This is a genomic window from Cryobacterium sp. TMT2-18-2 (assembly GCF_004402245.1).
Lineage (GTDB): Bacteria > Actinomycetota > Actinomycetes > Actinomycetales > Microbacteriaceae > Cryobacterium > Cryobacterium sandaracinum.
Genome location: NZ_SOFU01000008.1, coordinates 33,849 through 53,440 on the forward strand (window position 1 = coordinate 33,849; position 19,592 = coordinate 53,440).

At 67.9% G+C, this 19,592-nt stretch carries 17 protein-coding genes and 1 tRNA gene; 14 read left to right on the forward strand and 4 right to left on the reverse strand.

All coding sequences use genetic code 11. The features are described 5' to 3' along the window. Positions 1–102 precede the first annotated feature (102 nt). From E3O22_RS01925 to E3O22_RS01955, 7 genes are all read left to right on the forward strand, one after another. Positions 103–1,209: a hypothetical protein gene (locus tag E3O22_RS01925; RefSeq protein ID WP_134393833.1), complete on the forward strand. Its 1,107-nt coding sequence runs from the start codon at positions 103–105 to the stop codon at positions 1,207–1,209. Positions 1,210–1,245: 36 nt separating this feature from the next. Next, the gene (locus E3O22_RS01930) at positions 1,246–2,310 is read left to right on the forward strand and encodes a hypothetical protein (RefSeq protein WP_134393832.1); all 1,065 of its coding nucleotides are present in this window, start codon (positions 1,246–1,248) and stop codon (positions 2,308–2,310) included. A gap of 107 nt (positions 2,311–2,417) precedes the next feature. Continuing rightward, positions 2,418–3,512 carry a WxL protein peptidoglycan domain-containing protein gene (locus E3O22_RS01935; protein ID WP_134393831.1) on the forward strand — a complete coding sequence of 365 codons (1,095 nt, stop codon included), beginning with the start codon at positions 2,418–2,420 and terminating at the stop codon, positions 3,510–3,512. Positions 3,513–3,557: 45 nt separating this feature from the next. Continuing rightward, entirely contained in the window at positions 3,558–4,376 is an 819-nt protein-coding gene (locus tag E3O22_RS01940; protein ID WP_134393830.1) for a hypothetical protein, read from the forward strand. Positions 4,377–4,534: 158 nt separating this feature from the next. Continuing rightward, on the forward strand, positions 4,535–5,413 hold the full coding sequence (locus tag E3O22_RS01945; protein ID WP_134393829.1) for a sortase: 879 nt from the start codon (positions 4,535–4,537) through the stop codon (positions 5,411–5,413). 220 nt (positions 5,414–5,633) lie between these two features. Further along, entirely contained in the window at positions 5,634–6,446 is an 813-nt protein-coding gene (locus tag E3O22_RS01950) for a phosphate ABC transporter ATP-binding protein (RefSeq protein WP_198410555.1), read from the forward strand. Between the two features lie 44 nt (positions 6,447–6,490). Next, a complete protein-coding gene (locus E3O22_RS01955; protein WP_134393828.1) occupies positions 6,491–8,011 on the forward strand; it encodes a CYTH and CHAD domain-containing protein in 1,521 nt (506 codons plus the stop codon). A 3-nt stretch (positions 8,012–8,014) separates the two neighbouring features. Here E3O22_RS01955 and E3O22_RS01960 read toward each other — a convergent pair whose 3' ends face one another. Then, the gene (locus E3O22_RS01960; protein ID WP_134393827.1) at positions 8,015–8,506 is read right to left on the reverse strand and encodes a MarR family winged helix-turn-helix transcriptional regulator; all 492 of its coding nucleotides are present in this window, start codon (positions 8,504–8,506) and stop codon (positions 8,015–8,017) included. 123 nt (positions 8,507–8,629) lie between these two features. Here E3O22_RS01960 and E3O22_RS01965 point away from each other — a divergent pair. The 3 genes from E3O22_RS01965 (at position 8,630) to E3O22_RS01975 (ending at position 11,166) form a co-directional block, all read left to right on the forward strand. Next, a tRNA-Gln gene (locus tag E3O22_RS01965) sits at positions 8,630–8,701 on the forward strand. 62 nt (positions 8,702–8,763) lie between these two features. Continuing rightward, a complete protein-coding gene (glmU, locus tag E3O22_RS01970; protein WP_134393826.1) occupies positions 8,764–10,188 on the forward strand; it encodes a bifunctional UDP-N-acetylglucosamine diphosphorylase/glucosamine-1-phosphate N-acetyltransferase GlmU in 1,425 nt (474 codons plus the stop codon). Further along, complete coding sequence (locus E3O22_RS01975; protein WP_104100824.1) at positions 10,189–11,166, forward strand: ribose-phosphate diphosphokinase; 978 nt, start codon at positions 10,189–10,191, stop codon at positions 11,164–11,166. It begins immediately after the preceding gene. Between the two features lie 97 nt (positions 11,167–11,263). On the opposite strand, the gene E3O22_RS01980 is transcribed toward E3O22_RS01975, so the two are convergent. Further along, entirely contained in the window at positions 11,264–11,632 is a 369-nt protein-coding gene (locus E3O22_RS01980; protein WP_134393825.1) for a hypothetical protein, read from the reverse strand. Positions 11,633–11,798: 166 nt separating this feature from the next. Here E3O22_RS01980 and E3O22_RS01985 point away from each other — a divergent pair, with 166 nt between their 5' ends. Further along, positions 11,799–12,758 carry a hypothetical protein gene (locus tag E3O22_RS01985; RefSeq protein ID WP_134393824.1) on the forward strand — a complete coding sequence of 320 codons (960 nt, stop codon included), beginning with the start codon at positions 11,799–11,801 and terminating at the stop codon, positions 12,756–12,758. A gap of 122 nt (positions 12,759–12,880) precedes the next feature. Here the strand turns inward: E3O22_RS01985 and gndA are convergent, their stop codons facing one another. Then, on the reverse strand, positions 12,881–14,284 hold the full coding sequence (gene gndA, locus E3O22_RS01990) for an NADP-dependent phosphogluconate dehydrogenase (protein WP_241973334.1): 1,404 nt from the start codon (positions 14,282–14,284) through the stop codon (positions 12,881–12,883). Between the two features lie 145 nt (positions 14,285–14,429). Further along, the gene (locus tag E3O22_RS16530; protein ID WP_255570035.1) at positions 14,430–14,564 is read right to left on the reverse strand and encodes a hypothetical protein; all 135 of its coding nucleotides are present in this window, start codon (positions 14,562–14,564) and stop codon (positions 14,430–14,432) included. Positions 14,565–14,676: 112 nt separating this feature from the next. On the opposite strand from E3O22_RS16530, the gene E3O22_RS01995 reads away from it, so the two are divergent. From E3O22_RS01995 to mfd, 3 genes are read left to right on the forward strand one after another with little or no spacing between them, the layout of a single operon-like run. Beyond that, the gene (locus E3O22_RS01995; protein WP_134393822.1) at positions 14,677–15,288 is read left to right on the forward strand and encodes a 50S ribosomal protein L25/general stress protein Ctc; all 612 of its coding nucleotides are present in this window, start codon (positions 14,677–14,679) and stop codon (positions 15,286–15,288) included. A gap of 38 nt (positions 15,289–15,326) precedes the next feature. After that, the gene (gene pth / locus E3O22_RS02000; protein ID WP_134393821.1) at positions 15,327–15,908 is read left to right on the forward strand and encodes an aminoacyl-tRNA hydrolase; all 582 of its coding nucleotides are present in this window, start codon (positions 15,327–15,329) and stop codon (positions 15,906–15,908) included. Positions 15,909–15,960: 52 nt separating this feature from the next. Then, positions 15,961–19,587, forward strand: a complete 3,627-nt coding sequence (mfd, locus tag E3O22_RS02005; RefSeq protein WP_134393820.1) for a transcription-repair coupling factor — start codon at positions 15,961–15,963, stop codon at positions 19,585–19,587. The last annotated feature ends 5 nt before the right edge of the window (positions 19,588–19,592 follow it).

Consider the following 19,592-nt stretch of genomic DNA (forward strand, 5'->3'; position numbering starts at 1 on the left):
CGGCTTGACGACTCGATACGGGGCCTGGGCACCGGAGCGAAACGCCAGGAAAGACGCGTCCGCCCGGAAGCGTCTCGAGCACCACATCCGAAAGGCATCACAGTGATTTCGAAGAAGGCTATTGCGCTCTGCGCAACTGTCGGCGTTGCCATCTCCGGCATTGCCCTTGCTTCACCGGCCATGGCTGACCCCGTGTCCAACAGCTACAGCATCGTGGGCTCCGACACCCTCGAGGACGTCGTCAGCGCCCTCGCGAACGGAACCAATGTAACCGGGTCAGTTGTGCGTTCCACGGTCAACTCCGCAACCATCGGGTCATTCGACGCTACGGGCTCGGCGTACATCACCACGAAGCCCAACGGGCCGCGCTTCGGCCGGCCCAACGGCTCCGGTGACGGCGTCAAGGCGCTGAGCCGCTCAATCGACGGTGGACAGTACACCTCCGGTTCCACCGGAAGCCCGGCCAACGTCGTCATCTCCGGCCAGGTCGACATCGCACGGTCCTCAAGCGCGGGAACCCGGAACGACGCCGGCGAGCTTCTCTATGTTCCGTTCGCCCGCGACGCCATCGCGTACGCCTATAAGGGTGCAGCGACGGGCATCGAGGGAATCAATGCTTCACAGATGAAGAGTCTCTACGAGTGCTCACCCGGCTTCCAGATCAGCGGTGTCACGGTCACGCCGATCATTCCCCAGAACGGATCCGGCACCCGCAAGGATTTCCTGGCGAAGATCGGCTCGACTGAGACGCTCATGAAGACCGTCACCGAGGGCGGCTGTGTCGTCGAAGGACAGGAGCACGACGCGACCACCCTGACCGCCGAGTCCGTCATGCCGATGGCAGTATCTCGTTGGGTTGCCATGAACACCGGTGCCTCGTACGACAAGCGAGGCACCGGCATACTCGGTTCCCTCGTTGCCGGCGTCACGCCGATCACCGGCACTGGCACCACGATGGCTCCGAACTCCGCGTACTACGCAGACACCACCTGGGGTCGCGACACCTACCTCGTCGTCGAGAACGCGAAAATGGACTCCACAAATGTGAAGTACGACGCAGGTCTCTTCAAGCTCCTTGACTCGGCTCAGGGGGGCGCGCTCACCAACGCCCAGACGCTGGTGTCCAAGGCTGGCGCCGTCAAGAAAAAGTTCGGATTCCTCCCTCCCACGACCGGCGTCGTCTCGTACCGCGTCGCAAAGACCGCGTAGCCGGCACCTCCACCACCGAGAACAGGAACAGATTTCATGAAGCTCAATCACAAGACCCGCTTCGCCGCTGTTGGAGTTGTGTCACTGGCGCTCGTCGCCGGTTCAGCCATCGCCTCCGCGAGCGCCGTCACCCAGGTCAACGGCTCAGACGCGCCGATGTACACCTACGACACGGACGGCGTACTCGTCACCAACCTTGCCCGCACTTGGGGCTTTGACGAGGACCTCTACTCCGGTTCCACCACCGCCGCCTACGACGACTCCTACCTGTGCCCCGCGATTTCGACCGGTGCGAGCATCTTCCTGTCGCCGGTCGGCGGCGAGCGCAGCGTCGGCGCGTGGTCTGCCACCGCGGTTTCCGCATTTGCCCCGGGCCGGACCACCGAGGTCGTCGCTCCGACTCTAACCCCGGGTATCATGATCAACGGTACGCCGGGCGCTTTGGCAAGCAAAGCGAGTGGCGGACGATACAGCCTTGGCCTCGCCTGCACCACGAACAGCGGTGTGACCGTCGTTGGTGCCTTCTACCGCACGATCAACATGACTCCCGTCACCGGAGTCTTCACGTTCGAGCTCCAGGAAGACGGAGGCACGCCGCCGCCGCCCCCCATCAATGCAATCGCTCTCGCTCCGACAACGACCGCTGCCGTAGTGTCCAACGGCGTGCTCGCGCTGACGGTCCCGGCCGGCGCCGCGGCGTCGTTCGGCACCCCGTCACTCGTGAGCAACAAGTCGACCACGACCGGCACCCTCGGCAACATCACGGTCAACGATGGCCGGGTACTCACGCGCGAAGGCTGGAACCTCAGCGCGACCGTCGCGGACTTCAAGAACAGTACGGATGCGACGAACATCATCAGCAAGTCCCAGCTCGGCGTCGCGCCGAAGCTGGTCGTTGCCGGCACGTCCGCGACCGGCGTCACCGCCGCCGCGGTCCAGGTGGCCGGTGCGGCATCCGGGACGTACAACTTTGCCTCCGGCTCGGCAGCGAACACGGTCGGCGACAGCGTTCTCAACGCAGACCTGACCTTCGTCGCTCCTCAGGACAAGGCCGCCGGCACCTACACCTCGACGATGACCCTCACGGTCGTCTCGAAGTAGGAGCAGGCACCAGCTGAACAACGGGGGAGGAACGGCGTTCGCGCCGGTCCTCCCCTTCCTCTCACACTGTTTTCCGCCAACGCAGCATCCGCAGAAAGACCGCAGAAATGAGTACGCCGATCGTGACCCTCCGCACCGCCGCCCCCCGCCTCCTGTCTGTCACCGCCGGCGTGTTGGTCACCCTGGGATTGACCGTCAGCCTCGGCGTCTCAGGGGCCTCCGGCGCCTGGGCGGCCGACTCCGACGGTATCGCCGGCGCACCCTCTGCCGGCGGCGGCGTCGACCAGTCCCGGTCCCGGTTCAGCTATCAAGTCGAACCCGGCCAGACGCTCCAGGACGAATACCTGGTCGAGAACACCGGCACCACCGTGCAGGCCGTCACCGTCTACGCCACTGACGCCTTCAACGCCGACGACGGCAGCTTCGCGCTCCTCGAGGGAGCCGCGACCCCCGCGGACGCCGGAACCTGGATCGCTTTCGACAACGGCACCAACAGGATCCAGGTCACGCTCGACCCCGGCGCCCGGCAGGTGCTGCCGTTCACCGTGACGGTCCCGGCCGATGCCACGCCCGGGGACCACGCCGGCGGCGTCATCGTCTCGGCCCTCTCCCCGGCCGGACAGGTCACGGTCGACCGGCGCGTCGGCATCCGCCTGTATGTGCGCGTCAAGGGCCCGCTGCAGCCCGGCCTGACGATCAGCAGCATCGAATCGTCCTACCAGCCGAGTGTCAACCCGTTCTCGGGCGAGACCACCCTGAAAATGAGCCTGACCAACAACGGGAACGTGTCGCTCGGTGCCGACACCGTCTCGCAGGTGCGCGGCTTGTTCGGGATTCCGCTCTCCGGGCTGGTCGATCAGGAGATCTCCGAGATGCTGCCCGGCAGCTCCCGCACGGTCAGCATTGTGATTCCCGGCGTGGGCGCCTGGGTCTACCTGAACCCGCACGTGTCGCTGGCCGCGACCGTCGACGAGGACGCCCTCGCCGCGGGAGTGCTTCCGACCGGCGCGCGCAACAGCGACCTCTTCGTGGTGCCGTGGGCGTTTCTCCTTCTGGTGCTGGTCGGGGGAGGGACCTGGCTGATCGTGCGGTTCAGCCGCAAGCGCGACGCCACGCAGGCCGCCGCCTGGATCGAATACACGGAGGCCGAGGCGCGCCGCAAGGCGCGGGATGAAGCCCCGGCCGAGTTTGCCTCTCGTTAGCTTTCCCGTCAGATCATCGAAACCTTGGACGTGCTAACTAAACCGGTGCTTACCTCCCCTGCCGTGCGCCGGCTTCCGATCGTGGCTCTCATCGCTCTCCTCGCGATGACGGGCATGGTCGGTGTCGCCCTGGGCGCTGCTGCCCCCAGTGCCGTCGCCCGAAGCGCGACTGCCCCCAGTGCCACGTCGGCGACGGATGATCCGCGCGGCGTCGATCTGTCCGTCACGGTGCTCGGACCGACCGGATCCTCGTCACCGGCGGCGCCGGCGGGGCCCGGCGCCACGCCCCGCACGACGGCGCCGCAGCCGGCAAAACCAGCCTCGGTGCGCGGAGTCACCCAAACGACTGCAGCAGGGTCGGCCGCGGGGACCCACGCGCTCGGAATCGACCCCACGGCCGTGGGCGGCGTCCTCTATGTCAGCGGCGTCACCGCGTTGCCGAAGCCGGACTTCGGCCCCGGCGGGGGCGACATCGTGCTGGCCTTCACCCTGAAGAATGTCACGACCACCCCGGTCACGTCGAGTCTCAAATTCTGGATCACGAACGCTGTCGGCATGCAGTTGGCCGCAGTCGACGCCGTCGAGGTCGCCGACCTTTCACCAGGGGAGACCCGCACGGTCACGGCCACCCTGCCCGACGTCGGCCAGTGGACTTTGTTCACCGGTCACGTCACCTTGACGCCACCGACCGAGGTTCTCGGAACGGCGCTGGGACCGGTGTCCCGGGAGTCCCTCGTCGTCATCCCGCCCTACTTCCTCCTGCTTGTGTTCACGGCCGCCGGCGCATTGACTCTGGGCTTGCGGAAGCTGCCCGTCGTGCGTCGTGCTCGCAACCCGGCAATCGGCGATGGGATGGCGTCGTGACCATCGCAAAGCCGACGCGCCGGTTCAGGGCACCCGGTACGGTCCGCCCGCCCGGCCGTCCCGGCCGTGCGGAATCCAGTCGGCGGTCCGGACCGCCGCGGCCTCCGACGGAGCCCGGAGCACCCAAGCCGCCGAAAATCCCCAGGCCACCCCGACGGATGCCGACGCCCCCGCGACCGCCGGTCGACCTCAGCTCGCGTGATCAGGCCATCCGTTCGACCCTGACGATCCTGGCCGTGCTGATCCTCGGTCTGCTGGCCAACATCACGGTGCTCGGTCAGCTGCAACACGTCGTCAGCCAACAGCGGCTCACCAACACGTTCCGGTACGAACTCGCCGAGGGAACCGCTCCGGTCAGCGAGGGCACGGTCGACAAGGTCCTGCTCACGGCGGGCACGCCCGTCGCACTGATCGACATTCCGTCCATCGATGTGCACGAGATCGTGGTCGAGGGCACCGACTCCGGCACCCTGCGGGCCGGGCCGGGCCACCGCCGCGACAGCGTTCTCCCGGGGCAGGCCGGGTACAGCGTCATCATGGGCCGGGCCGCAGCCTTCGGCGGACCGTTCAGCCGACTCCAGGAGTTGCGCCCCGGGCAGGAATTCACCGTCATTACCGGCCAGGGCGAACACACGTACTCCGTGCTCGGCGTTCGCTACGCCGGCGATCCGACGCCGCCCGCGCTCGGAGCCGGAAAGAGCCGCCTGGTGCTCGAGACCGCGCGCGGCCCGGCCTTCGTGCCCACCGGCGTCGCCAGAGTGGATGCGGAACTCGTCTCGGAAGCGAAGCCCGCCGGCCCCCGCCAGACCACCTATCTGACCCTGCCGCTTGCCGACAAGGAACTGGCCACGGACACGTCGACCGTGTGGGCGCTCGTCTTCGCGCTGCAGTTCCTGCTCGTGATCGAGCTCGCCGCAGTCTGGGCATTCAGACGGGTCGGCCCCCGCAAGACCTGGACCGTGTTCCTTCCCGTGGTCACCGTTGGTGGGGTCTTCGTGGCCGACCAGCTCGTGCGCCTGCTCCCGAATCTGCTCTAGCAACCCGAAACGAGTGGTTATGAACGAGAACGTGTTCGACGACGAGTTGACGCAGGTGCTTCCGGCTGTGCCGCTCTTTCCCGCAACAACGCCACCACCACGATCGGGGCAGCGCGACCGGAAGCTGCGCCTGCCTGCCCGGTCGGTGTCGAACCGGCGCAGCCGTTTGGGCGGATCGGGCTCGCCGTGGTCAAAACGCCCGGCCGGCCCAGATCTGGTCATCGACGCGCCCTCGCATCAACCGAGCGCGCGCGCCCCTCTCGCCACGCTCGAGGGCCGCAACGTTTCGGCCTGGTTCGGCGAGCGCCAGGTTCTCGACCGGGTCAACCTCGTGATGCCCGCGGGCGTCATCACCTCGCTGATCGGGCCGTCGGGTTGCGGGAAGTCGACGTTTCTGCGCATCCTGAACCGGATGCATGAGCTCGTTCCCTCGGCGAGCCTCGCCGGCCAGGTATTGCTCGAGGGCGAAGACATTTACGACCCGGAACGCAAGCTCGTCGACGCTCGCAAACACATCGGGATGGTCTTCCAGAAGCCCAATCCCTTCCCGGCGATGTCGATCTACGACAACGTGATCGCGGGCCTCACTCTCACCGGCCAGCGTGCGTCGAACGACGAGAAGGACTACCTCGTCGAGAGCTGCCTGACCAAGGCCGGTCTGTGGAAGGAGGTCCGGGACCGTCTGCGCGCCCCGGGTGGCGGGCTGTCCGGCGGCCAGCAGCAACGCCTGTGCATCGCCCGATCCCTGGCGGTGACTCCGCGCATCCTGCTCATGGACGAACCGTGCTCGGCCCTCGACCCTACGTCGACGCGGGTGATCGAGCAGACCATGCTCGAACTCGCCCGGGAGGTGACCATCGTGATCGTGACCCACAACATGCAGCAGGCGCAGCGCGTCTCGCAGAACTGCGCCTTCTTCCTCGCCGCGCAGGGTACGCCCGGCGGGATCGTGGAACACGGACCCACCGACGCCATGTTCGGCAACCCGATCGACCCGCGCACGGCGGACTACGTTAACGGCCGGTTCGGGTAGACGGTGCGGTCGGCGCTGGCGCTGTTTCGGCCTAAGCTGTGGCCATGACCACTGTGGGTTTCGCCGAGATCGAACGCAAGTACGACGTGAATCCGGCTACGGTGTTGCCGCTGCTGCACGACCTTCCCGGCGTGACGCACGTCGAGGAGCCCATCGAACACCAGCTCGACGCGGTTTACTACGACACCGATGATTTTGTGCTCGCGGCGCGGCACCTGACCCTCCGCCGCCGCACCGGAGGGGATGACGCCGGCTGGCACCTCAAGCTTCCGGTGTCACCGGACGAGCGCCGCGAGCTGCGCGAATCGCTCGGAGACAACCCTGACCGTATCCCCGAATCGCTGCTGAACCTGGTGCGGGTCCACCTGCGCGGGCGCCAGCTCGTGCCGGTCGTGCACCTCCAGAACCGGCGCATTCTGCACCGTCTGGTCGGCGAGAACGAGGCCGTGCTGGCCGAGGTTTGCGATGACCACGTGGAGGCAGAGAGGTTCGCCCCAGTGCCGTTGACCCAGACCTGGCGGGAATGGGAGGTCGAGCTCGTACACGGCTCTCGCGACCTGCTCGACGCCGCCCAGGAGCGGCTGTCGTCGGTCGGCGTGGAGCCATCCGTGAACCCGTCCAAACTGGCCCGCGCCCTCGGCGACAAGGTGCCGGAGTTCGTCACGGTCTCGGCGATCCGGCCGACCCGCAAGAGCTCGGCCGGCACCGTGCTGATGGCCTACGTGCAGGAACAGGTGCGTGCGATCGGCGTGCAGGATGCACGGGTGCGGGAGAACGACTCGGACGGCGTGCACCGGATGCGCGTGGCCACCCGCCGCTTGCGCTCGGCCCTGTCTACCTACCGGGACCTCCTCGACAGGTCGGTCACCGGCCCCATCCGTGATGAGCTGCGCTGGCTGGCCGGCGCGCTCGGCGCCGCCCGGGACGCGGAGGTGATCCGGCAGCGCCTCGCCCATCGGCTCGCTCAGGAACCGGCCGGGCTGGTCGTGGGCGCGCTGGGTGAGCGAATCGACACACACTTCGCTGACGTCATCCGCGTGGCCAGGCGCCAGACCCTCGAGACCCTCGACTCCGAGCGGTACTTCCGGCTGCTCGACACGCTCGACGCCGTGCTGACCACCCCGCCGCTGCTCACCCGGGCTGACAAGCCCGCGAGCACCGTCATCCCCGAACTGATCCGTGCCGACTGGAAGCGGCTGCGCGCAGCGGTTTTCCTGGCGCAGGGAACCCCGTCCGGTGCCCTTCGCGATGAGGCGTTGCACGAGGCGCGGAAGCGGGCCAAGCAGCTGCGCTACGCGGCCGAGACGGCGGCGCCGCTGCGGCGCACCCGCGCGGCGCGGCTCGTGGCCGCGGCCCGGCAGGTGCAGGACACCCTCGGCGACCACCAGGACAGCGTCGTTGCCCGGGACGTGCTGCTCCGGCTCGGCATGGCCGCGTACCTGCAGGGGGAGAACGCCTTCAGCTACGGCCGGCTGCACGCCGTGGAACAGGGCGGGGCCGCCGCCGTGGAGACGCACTTCTTCCGCACCTGGCGTGACTTTCCGAAGGCTTCGATCTCGAAGTAAACCCTAGTCGAAGCCGAGGCTGAGCTTGCGCAGCAGGGTCGCGAGTCCGGCCTGCTCGCTCGGCGACAGCGTGGCGAGCAGCTCGGCCTCGGCGTCGACCAGCCGGGTGATGGCGGCATCCACCCGGGTCAGGCCGGCCGGGTTCATCCCCACGAAAATGCCGCGCCCGTCGTTGGGGTCCGTGCGCCGGGTGACCAGCCCCCGCTCGACGAGCCGGTCGATCCGGTTGGTCATCGTGCCGCTGGAGACCAGCGTCTGCTGCAGCAGGGCTTTCGGGCTCAGCTCGTAGGGTGCCCCCGCACGGCGCAGCGCCGAGAGCACGTCGAACTCCCAGGAGTCCAACTCTGAGCGGGAGAACGCGGTGCGGCGGGCGCGGTCCAGGTGCTTGGACAGACGGGCCACGCGTGACAGCACCTGAAGCGGTGCGAAGTCGAGGTCGGGCCGTTCGCGCAGCCAAGCGTCAACGATCCGGTCGACTTCGTCATGTGCGGGCATCCGTCTATTATCCCGTTCGGGCACGCCAACCGGCGCAGGAGCGCGTCCCAGGAGCGCCGGGGCGCGCTATCGGCGCGATATCTGGCAGACTTGTTACCGTTGGTCGGCCGTCGGTCGGCGAATTCCGCCGTGGTGTAATGGCAGCACGACAGCCTTTGGAGCTGTTAGGTCTAGGTTCGAGTCCTGGCGGCGGAGCACTGCATGGCGTCACCATCCGGTCTTCCCCGGGCGGCTCCACCGAAGCTAGAGGAAACCCCGTGATTGATTCCCGACTCGCAATCGTCGTGCTGGCCGCCGGCCAGGGCACCCGCATGAAATCAAGCACTCCGAAACTGCTGCACGAGCTGGCCGGTCTCCCCATTCTCAGCCATGTGCTGGCGACATCCCGCGCCCTCGAAGCGGCACACGTCGTCACCGTGGTGCGCCACGAGCGCGACCAGCTGGCCGCCCTCGTCGGCAAGGACCTGCCCGAGAGCCTGATCGTCGACCAGGACGAGCTGCCCGGCACCGGACGGGCCGTGGAGCAGGCCATCACCGCCCTCCCCGATGACTTCGAGGGCGACGTGCTCGTGGTCAGCGGCGACGTGCCGCTGCTGAACGCGGCCACGCTGGCCAGTTTCGTCGCCGCGCACCGCGACCGGGACGTCTCGGCCACCGTGCTCTCCTCCTTTCCGGAGGACGCCACCGGCTATGGCCGCATCGTGCGCTCCGAAGAGGGCGCCTTCGACCGCATTGTCGAGCAGAAGGATGCGACGGCCGAGGAACGTGCCATCTCCGAGACGAACGCCGGGGTCTACGTCTTCCGCGTAGCCGAGTTGCGCGAGCAGCTGGCCAACGTCACCACCGAGAACGCGCAGGGAGAGAAATACCTCACCGACGTGGTCGGGCTGCTACGCCAGGCCGGGGCCGAAGTGCGGGCCGTGCCGGTCGCGGACGCCTGGCTGGTGGCGGGCATCAACGACCGGTCCCAGCTCAGCGAGACCGCGCGCCAGCTGAACGGCCTCATCGTCTACGGCTGGCAGTTGGCCGGCGTGACCGTGCAGGATCCTGCTACCACCTGGATCGACCTCAAGGCAAAGCTGGCTCCGGATGTCATCATCCGGCCGGGTACGCAGATCCTCGGTTCGACCGTGATCGAGACCGGTGCCGTGATCGGCCCGGACACCACCCTCCTCGATTGTGAAATCGGCGAGAACGCGGTGGTGAAGCGCACGGATGCGACGCTCGCGGTCATCGGCGCCGGCGCATCAGTCGGTCCGTTCGCCTATCTGCGCCCGGGCACGAGCCTGGGCGCTGACGGCAAGATCGGCACCTTTGTCGAGACCAAGAACGCGACCATCGGCGCGGGTAGCAAAGTGCCGCACCTCAGCTACGTCGGCGACGCGACCGTGGGAGTGGGATCGAACATCGGGGCCGGCACGATCTTCGCCAACTACGACGGTGTGACCAAGAACCACACTGAGATCGGGTCCCACGTGCGCACCGGGTCGCACAACGTGTTCGTCGCGCCGATTAGGATTGGGGACGGAGCGTACACGGGTGCCGGAACAATCGTCCGTAAGGACGTGCCGGCCGGGGCCTTGGGCCTCACCGTGGCCCCACAACGCAATATGGACGGCTGGGTACAGACCAACCGCCCAGGAACCGACGCGGCGGCGGCTGCGGCAAAGAGTGGAGACTAGGTGTCTGGAATCAAGACCAGCGGCGAAAAGCGACTTGTATTGGTTTCGGGGCGAGCACACCCGCAACTGGCATTGGACATCGCCACGGAACTTGGTACCGAACTCGTTCACACCGACGCACGCACCTTCGCGAACGGCGAGATCTACGCGCGCTTCGACGAGAGCGTGCGCGGCTCGGACACCTTCGTGATCCAGTCGCACACCGACCCGATCAACGAGTGGCTGATGGAACAGCTGATCATGGTCGACGCGCTGAAGCGGGCCTCCGCCAAGCGCATCACCGTCGTGGCGCCGTTCTACCCTTACGCCCGCCAGGACAAGAAGGGCCGCGGCCGCGAGCCGATCTCGGCCCGGCTGATCGCCGACCTGTTCAAGGTCGCCGGAGCCGACCGGATCATGGCCGTCGACCTGCACGCCGCCCAGATCCAGGGTTTCTTCGACGGCCCCGTCGACCACCTCTTCGCCATGCCCGTGCTGCTCGAGCACTTCAAGGAGAAGCTCGACCCGGCCACCCTGACGGTCGTCTCGCCCGACATGGGCCGCGTGCGCGTCGCCGACATCTGGAGCGACAAGCTCGGCGCCCCGCTGGCCATCATCCATAAGCGGCGCGACCCGAAGGTCGCCAACCGGGTCTCCGTGCACGAGATCGTCGGTCAGGTCGAGGGTCGCGTCTGCCTGATCGTCGACGACATGATCGACACCGGCCGCACAATCGTTCTCGCCGCCGAGGCTTTGCGCGCCGCCGGCGCGATCGGTGTCGTCGTCGCCGCAACCCACGCCGTGTTCAGCCATCCGGCGCTGGAGCTGCTGCAGAATCCCGCGATCTCCGAGGTCGTCGTCACCGACACCCTGCCGATCCCCGAGGAGAAGCGCTTCCCCACGCTCACCGTACTGCCGATCGCGCCGCTTCTGGCGCGGGCCATCCACGAGGTCTTCGACGAGGGTTCCGTCACCTCGATGTTCGAGGGCGCCGCATAGCCGCGGGCCCTTCGCACAGCGAACCCCGGCCGGTCGTCGACGAATGTCGGTGACCGGCCATCGGTCTGTCCGGGCCCGGTCCTGATCGGGGTCGGGTCTACACGGGCATCTCGGTGCTGGGCGTCCGGGGCGCCGAGGGAATGATGCCGAGCGGCACGACATACGTCTCGCGCTCGTTCAGATCGATCGCGTAGCACTGCCAGCCGAAGCCGCCCGGGCCGCTCAGCTCGAAGCGGGCGTCGAAGTCGACGGCGCCCGGATAGTACCGAGCCGTGGCCACGCTGCACGCATTGGCGGCCGTGGTCGTCGCCACCTGCACGCTCGTCAGGATGCCGGGCACGATCAGCGCCACGAGCCCGAGCACGACGACGATGCGCATGATCAGGAGGGTGCGCGGGCTGCGCAGGGGCCGGCCGGCATCCAGCGGCTCGTAACCGGAGAGTTCGGGGTGGTCGTCGCTCGTCATCAGGCTCCCAGTATCGCAAACCCGGCTGCTTCGTGCTGGAGCTCCCCAACAGTTTGTCCCGCCGGGAGCGACGCGGCCACCCCTCCCCAGGCTCCCCGGGCCGCGCGGGACCCACGGAACACGGGGGAGCGGCACCGTACCCGCTTCACACCGCGACCCTCGGCAGATGGCTGACGCGCGAATCGACGAGCACACCGGGTTGTACCTCTCGGGCGGGGCCGCCACCACGGAGTCAGGTGACCGGCAGTTTCGGCGTGAGGCGCAGTTCGGGAGGAGCGCACTACGGTTACGCCGTGGTGTCTTCACCACGACGGATCACTGGGGGCCGCTCTCACCGCGACAGAGGCACCTCGCCGAGATCCGCGCGGTCGTCGCCACGCGGACGCGCGACCCTCTGATCAGCCATCAATCGGCGGCGGCCGTGTGGGGGATTCCCCTGGCTGAGGCCTGGCCGAGCACGGTGCACGTGCTCGCACCACCGCAGTCCGGGGCGCGGAGCAAGAATGGCGTGACGGTCCACCGCATCGACGTTCCCGACGGTGACATCGTCGACATCGACGGGATGCTCGTGACCAGTCCCGCGCGCACCCTGCTCGACCTGGCACGCACCACGAGTTTTGCCACAGCCGTCGTCGCGATCGACCACGCCCTCAACCCGCGAAGTGCATCCCCGGAGGTCTTCCTGACGGACGAGGTGCTGCGCGAGAAACTCCAGGAGTCGGTGTCACCCCGGGGATGGGTGAAGGCGGAACGGGCCATCCGCTTCGGACGGCCCAATGCGGACAACCCGGGTGAATCGCTCATTCGCGTGGCGATCTTCGAGCTGGGCTTCCCCGATCCCCTGCTGCAGACGTGCCATCGCAACCCTCGCGGCGGCTTCTACTTCACCGACTTCGAGTGGCCGACCTATCGTCTGATCGGGGAGTTCAACGGGCAGGACAAATACCTGAAGGCAGAGTACCTCCGGGGACTCACGCCCGGGGAAGCGGTCACCCGGGAGAAGGTGCGCGAGGATGACCTCCGCGCGGAAGGCCATCGCATGGCCCGCTGGGGTTCGGCCGATGTGCGCCGGCGCGGTTCGCTCCTGCGCATCCTCACAACCGCAGGGCTCCCGGTCCTCCGCTAATCTGCCGGCTGGCACACCGGTGTTGCCAGAGCATAAAACTGTTGCCGAAGCGGACACCTGTTGCCGGTGTGCGGGCAACACTCGTCCGCTCCGGCAACAGTTGCGGCACCGGAGGAGCGGGTCTAGTGCGAGGAGCCCTCGGTCTCGATCTCGCTGCGGTCCCCGGACCACAGGGTGTGGAAGGTTCCGGGCATGTCGACGCGCTTATAGGTGTGCGCGCCGAAGAAGTCGCGCTGGCCCTGCACGAGTGCGGCGGGGAGCCGCTCGCTCGCGAGCGAGTCGAAGTAGCTGAGCGCCGACGCGAAGCCGGGAACCGGGATGCCCGACAGTGCCGCGGTCGAGACCACCCGGCGCCACGCCGACTCGCCGTCGGCGACGGCCTGGGCGAAGTACGGGTCGGCGAGCAGGGAGGCGATCGACGGGTCGTTGGCGTAGGCGTCGACGATGCGGTTCAGGAACTGGGCGCGGATGATGCAGCCGCCGCGCCAGATCGTGGCGATGGCGCCCTTGTCCACGGTCCAGCCGTACTTCTTCGCACCGGCGATGATCGCGTCAAAGCCCTGGGCATAGGCAACGACTTTCGACGCGTAGAGCGCCTGGCGAACGTCGTCTTGGAAGGTGTGGCCGACGACGGCGATTTCCGGGCGGGCGGTGATGGCGGCGCGCACGGGGACGCGCTGCTCCGGGTGGCTGGACACGGCGCGGGCGAAGACGGCCTCGGCGATGCCGCCGACGGGCACGCCCAGGTCGAGCGCGTTCTGCACGGTCCACACGCCGGTGCCCTTCGAGCCGGCCTCGTCGAGCACGACATCGATAAACGGCAGGCCGGTCTTGGCGTCGACCTGGCGCAGCACCTCGGCGGTGATCTCGATCAGGTAGCTCTCGAGGTCACCCTCGTTCCACTCGGTGAACACGTCGGCGATGGCGGCGGGGGAGTGCCCGGTCACCTTGCGGAGCAGATCGTATGCCTCCGCGATGAGCTGCATGTCGGCGTATTCAATGCCGTTGTGGATCATCTTGACGAAGTGACCGGCGCCATCCGTGCCGATGTGAGTGACGCAGGGGACGCCGTCGACGACGGCCGCGATCGATTCGAGGATCGGGCCGAGGGTCTTGTAGGCCTCCACCGAGCCGCCGGGCATAATGCTGGGGCCCTTGAGAGCACCCTCTTCGCCGCCGGAGATGCCGGCGCCGACGAAGTTCACGCCCGTGGCGCGCACCTCTTTCTCGCGGCGGATGGTGTCCTGGAAGTCGGCGTTGCCACCGTCCACGATGATGTCGCCGGGCTCGAACAGGTCGGTCAGTCGGCTGATCACGGCATCCGTGCCCGCACCGGCCTGCACCATGATGATCGCGGTACGCGGCTTCTGCAGCGACGCCACGAACTCCTCGATGGTCTCTGAGGCGACGAAGCCGGCCTCGGGGTGCTCGGTCGTGAGCAGGCGGGTGCGCTCGGGGGAGCGGTTGTACACCGCCACGGTGTTGCCCGCACGGCTGGCCAGGTTGCGGGCGAGATTCGAGCCCATCACCGCCAGTCCCACTACGCCAATGTTTGCCTGTGCTGCGCCGGTTTCGGCCACGTTTGCTCCTTCAGCTATCTGTTCTCAGAACTCCTTCAAGGCTAGTCGCTCGGCCCATGGCCGTGACGTGGGGTGACGCGGGCGGCGTTGGTCACGGATGCCGCTGCGCGCGTTCGCCGCGCGCCGTCGCCTCCGCTAGACTGAGGAGTTGAACTTCGGCGAGGGCTGCCGCCCGCCGGGAAACCGAGGGTGCGGCATCCGTTATCGACGCGGCGGAATGCTTCACGGCCTTTCCTCACGCTGACACGCGTTCGAGTTGAAAATGAACCAGTACCCATCTTTGCGGGCATCGTCCGCAAACCAGATCTGGGCCGTAGCGGTCCGCAAGGAGATACACCATGGCTGACGCCACCAACAAGATTGTCGCCGACCTGCGCGTGAAGTTCGGCAAGGGCGCCGCCCGCAAGCTGCGCGTGCTGGGCAAGATCCCCGCCGTCATGTACGGCCACGGCACCACCCCGGTTCACGTTGCGCTTCCCGCGCACCAGATCGGCCTGCTGCTGCGTCGTGCGAACGCCGTCCTCGAGCTGGACATCGACGGCAAGACCCACCTGACCCTGGTCAAGGACGTGCAGAAGGACCCGTTCCTGCAGATCATCGAGCACCTCGACCTCATCGTCATCCGCAAGGGTGAGAAGGTCCAGGTCGAGGTTGCCGTGCACCTGACCGGTGAGTCGGCCTCCGGCACCATGGCTGACCTGGACTCCAAGACCCTTCTTCTCGAGGTCGAGGCCACCAGCATCCCGCAGAACGTCCAGGTCTCGATCGAGGGCCTCGAAGACGGCGACCAGATCCGCGCGAAGGACGTCGTGCTGCCCAAGGGCGCCACGCTCGTCTCCGACGAAGAAGCCGTCGTCGTGCTCGTGCACCTGCCTGCCGAGGAAGAGGAAGAGGAAACAGAAGAGGGCGAGGCCGTAGAGGGCGACGCCGAGGCTGCCCCCGCCGAGTAGTCATTCCCTTCTGGTTTCGTCGCAAGCGGAGGATTCCCCTGGACGACAATCTCTGGCTCGTAGTCGGGCTCGGCAACCCCGGGCCCGACTACGCCAGCAACCGACACAACGTCGGCCACATGGTGGCTACCGTGCTCGCCGACCGCGTGTCGGCCAACTTCAAGAACCATAAAACGAATTCCTCGGTTGCCGAAGGGCGCAGTTTCCCGGGAGGTCCGAAGCTGGTGCTGGCCAAGCCGAACACGTACATGAACGTGACCGGCGGGCCGGTGGCCGCGCTCCTGCGCTTCTACTCGCTGGAGCCGGCACGCCTGATCGTGATCCACGACGACCTCGACCTGCCGTTCGACACAATGAAGATCAAGGTCGGCGGGGGCCACGGCGGCCACAACGGCCTCCGGGACATCATCGCCGCCGCAGGCACGAACGAGTTCATCCGCATCCGCGTCGGCATTGGGCGCCCGCCCGGCCGCCAGCCCGCCGCGGACTTCGTGCTGCACGACTTCACGTCCACCGAGCGATCGGCTCTGCCCAACCTGTTGACGGATGCCGCCGACGCGATCCAACTGATCGCCGCCGAGGGCGTCGCCGCGGCGCAGCAGAAGTTCCACGCCCCCTGATGCCCTCTGGCCGCCCGGGTTGGCTGTCAGCCTGGTTGCGTAGACTTGTCTGGTGACTCTTCAGGGCTTAATTGCCACACTTTCGCGCGCCTCCACATTCGACAATGCCCTCGCCTTCGCGAACCGGGACGTCGACTTCTCCCTCACCGAGGGGCTCCGCGCGCCGTTGCTCGCCGCGCTGCTCGAGCAGCGCACCCGGCTGGAGAAGGCCCCGGCCCTGCTGCTGATCACCGCCACCGGGCGGGAGTCGGAGGCGCTGCACGAGAACCTTGCCTGCTTCGCGGCCGACGCCGAGATCATCGACTTCCCGGCCTGGGAGACGCTGCCGCACGAACGGCTCAGCCCCAGCGCCGAAATCGTCGGTAAGCGGCTCTACGCCCTGCGACGGATGCGCGAGTGGGAAGAGAACGCACCGGCGGGGCGGCGCCCCCTGATCGTCATCGCGTCCGTGCGCGCCGCGCTACAGCCCGTGGCCGACAACCTCACCGACTACGAGCCGATCGACCTGGTCGCCGGCCAACGCGGCCACGACCTCTCCGCCATCGCGCGCCAACTCGTCGACGTTGCGTACGCCCGGGTGGACATGGTCACCCGGCGCGGCGAGTTCGCGGTGCGCGGCGGTATCCTCGACGTGTTCCCGTCGATCGCCCCACACCCCTTCCGGGTCGAGTTCTTCGGCGACGAGGTCGAACAGATCCGCGCGTTCTCGGTCGCTGACCAGCGCTCCTTCCCTGACCCGGTCGACTCGGTGAGCCTGCCGCCGAGCCGCGAGCTGTTGCTCAGCCCCGCCGTGCGGCAGCGGGCGCGCGAGATGCAGCACGAGTTCCCGAGCCTGTCCGGCCTGCTCGCGAAGATCGCCGAGGGCATCCCGGTCGAGGGCATGGAGAGCCTCGCGCCCGCCCTCGTCGACCGGCTCGTGCCGATCACCCACTACCTGCCCGCCGAGGCGGCCGTCGCCGTCATCTCGCCCGAGCGCGTCGCATCCCGCGCGATCAGCCTCGCCGAGACCAACCGGGAGTTCCTCGGCGCCGCGTGGAGCGCCGCGACCGCGGGCGCCGAGGCGCCGATCGACCTGGAATCCGGCGACTTCCTCACCCTCGGGCGGCTGCGCGAGGCCGTGCAGTTCAGCGCGCCCGGCGCCCCCGCGTCCGCACACGTGTGGTGGACCCTGAGCTCCTTCCAGGCGGCGCCGACGGACGCGCCAGTTCTTCCGGAGCACCGCGAAATCGACGACCTGCTCACGGTGCGGGTCGAGGGCGACGCCGTGCCGAGTTTCCAGGGCAACGTCGAGGGCGCCGTCGGTCACCTGGCCGAGCGGCTGAAGGCCGGCTGGACCGTCGGCATCGTCGCCCAGGGTGCCGGGCTGGTCGAACGTGCCGCCGACGTTCTGGCCGAGCGGGAGCTGCCCGCCCGGATCGTCACGGAATGGCCGAGCCGACCCGAGGCCGGTATCGCCTACCTGCTGAAAGCATCCGTCGACCACGGTTTCGAACTGCCGGAGACGAAATTCTCCCTGGTCAGCGAGTCAGAATTCTACGGCCGCACCGTCGGCTACGACGCGCGCCAGGTGAAGAAGCTGGCCAGCCGACGCAAGAACGTCGTCGATCCGTTGCAGTTGAAGGCCGGCGACCACGTCGTGCACCAGACGCACGGCATCGGCCGGTTCATCGAGCTCACCCAGCGTGAGGTCTCCAGCGGCGGCCGCAACCCGGTCAAGACCAAGCGCGAATACCTCGTGCTCGAGTACGCGCCGTCGAAGCGCGGGCACCCGGGAGACAAGCTCTACGTGCCCACCGACCAGCTCGACCTGGTCAGCCGCTACGTCGGCGGCGAGGCGCCGGCGCTGAGCAAAATGGGCGGCAGCGACTGGTCGGCGGCGAAGACCAAGGCGCGTCGTGCCGTGCGGGACATCGCCGTCGAGCTCGTCAAGCTCTACTCCGCACGGATGGCCAGCAAGGGTCATGCCTTCGGGCCGGACACCCCCTGGCAGCGCGAGCTGGAGGAGGCCTTCCCATTCGCGGAGACGCCCGACCAGCTCACCACCATCGACGAGGTCAAGGCCGACATGGAACGGCCCATCCCGATGGACCGGCTGCTCTCCGGCGACGTCGGGTTCGGCAAGACCGAGGTGGCCGTGCGCGCCGCGTTCAAGGCGATCCAGGACGGCAAGCAGGTCGTCATGCTCGTGCCCACCACCCTGCTCGTGCGCCAGCATATGGAGACGTTCCAGGAACGCTTCGCCGGGTTCCCGGTGCACCTGCGCGCGCTCAGCCGGTTCCAGTCCGAGAAGGAATCCCGCGAAACCATCGCGGGCATGCTCGACGGCACCGTCGACCTCGTGATCGGCACCCACCGGCTGCTGTCGGACTCCATCGTGTTCAAGGACCTGGGTCTCGTGATCATCGACGAGGAGCAGCGCTTCGGCGTGGAGCACAAGGATGCGCTGAAGAAGCTCAAGACCAACGTGGATATCCTCGCGATGAGCGCCACGCCCATCCCGCGCACGCTGGAGATGGCGGTCACCGGCATCCGGGAGATGTCCACCCTGGCCACCCCGCCGGAGGACCGGCACCCGATCCTCACCTTCGTCGGACCGTACTCCGACCGCCAGGTGGCCGCGGCCATCCGGCGGGAGCTGCTGCGGGAGGGCCAGATCTTCGTCGTGCACAACCGGGTGTCGAGCATTAACCGGGTGGCCGCGAAGCTGGCCGAGCTCGTACCCGAGGCGCGGATCGCCGTGGCGCACGGCCAGCTGCCTGAGGCCCAGCTCGAACAGGTCGTCGTGGACTTCTGGGAGCGCAAGTTCGATGTGCTCGTCTCGACCACGATCATCGAGACCGGCCTCGACATCGCCAACGCGAACACGATCATCATCGACCGGGCCGACAAGTTCGGGCTCAGCCAGCTGCACCAGCTGCGCGGGCGGGTCGGCCGTGGCCGCGAACGCGCCTACGCCTACTTCCTCTACGACGAGAACAAGCCGTTGACTGAGATCGCCCACGACCGGCTGTCGACCATCGCGGCGAACAACGAACTGGGCGCCGGCATGCAGGTCGCGCTGAAGGACCTCGAGATCCGCGGCGCCGGCAACCTGCTCGGCGGCGAGCAGGCCGGCCACATCGCCGGGGTCGGCTTCGACCTCTACCTGCGCATGATCGGCGAGGCCGTGAGCACCTTCCGCGGCGACGTCGCGGAGGGCCAGACCGAACTTCGGCTGGAACTGCCCGTCGACGCGCACATCCCCGAGGACTACGTCGACAGCGAACGGCTGCGCCTCGAGGCCTACCAGAAGCTGTCCGCCGCCAGCTCGCCGACGGCCGCGAAGGATCAGATCGACCTGGTTCTCGAGGAGCTCACCGATCGCTACGGAGAACCGCCGCAGCCGGTACAGAACCTGGTGCTGGTGTCGCGCCTTCGCTGGCTGGCCCAGCAGGCCGGCCTGGGCGAGGTCGTGGCCATGGGCTCAAACCTGCGGGTGTCGCCGGCGAACCTCGCCGACTCGATGCAGGTGCGCCTGCAGCGCATGTACCCCGGCTCGCGCTACTTCACCCAGAACGGTGCGCTGACCGTGCCCATGCCGCGCATCAACGGGGAACCGCTCGGGGATGCGGCGCTGATCGCCTGGGCCGGCAACCTGCTCGACGCTCTCTTCCCGCGTCCCGTCGCCGCGGTCGCGTAGCCCGC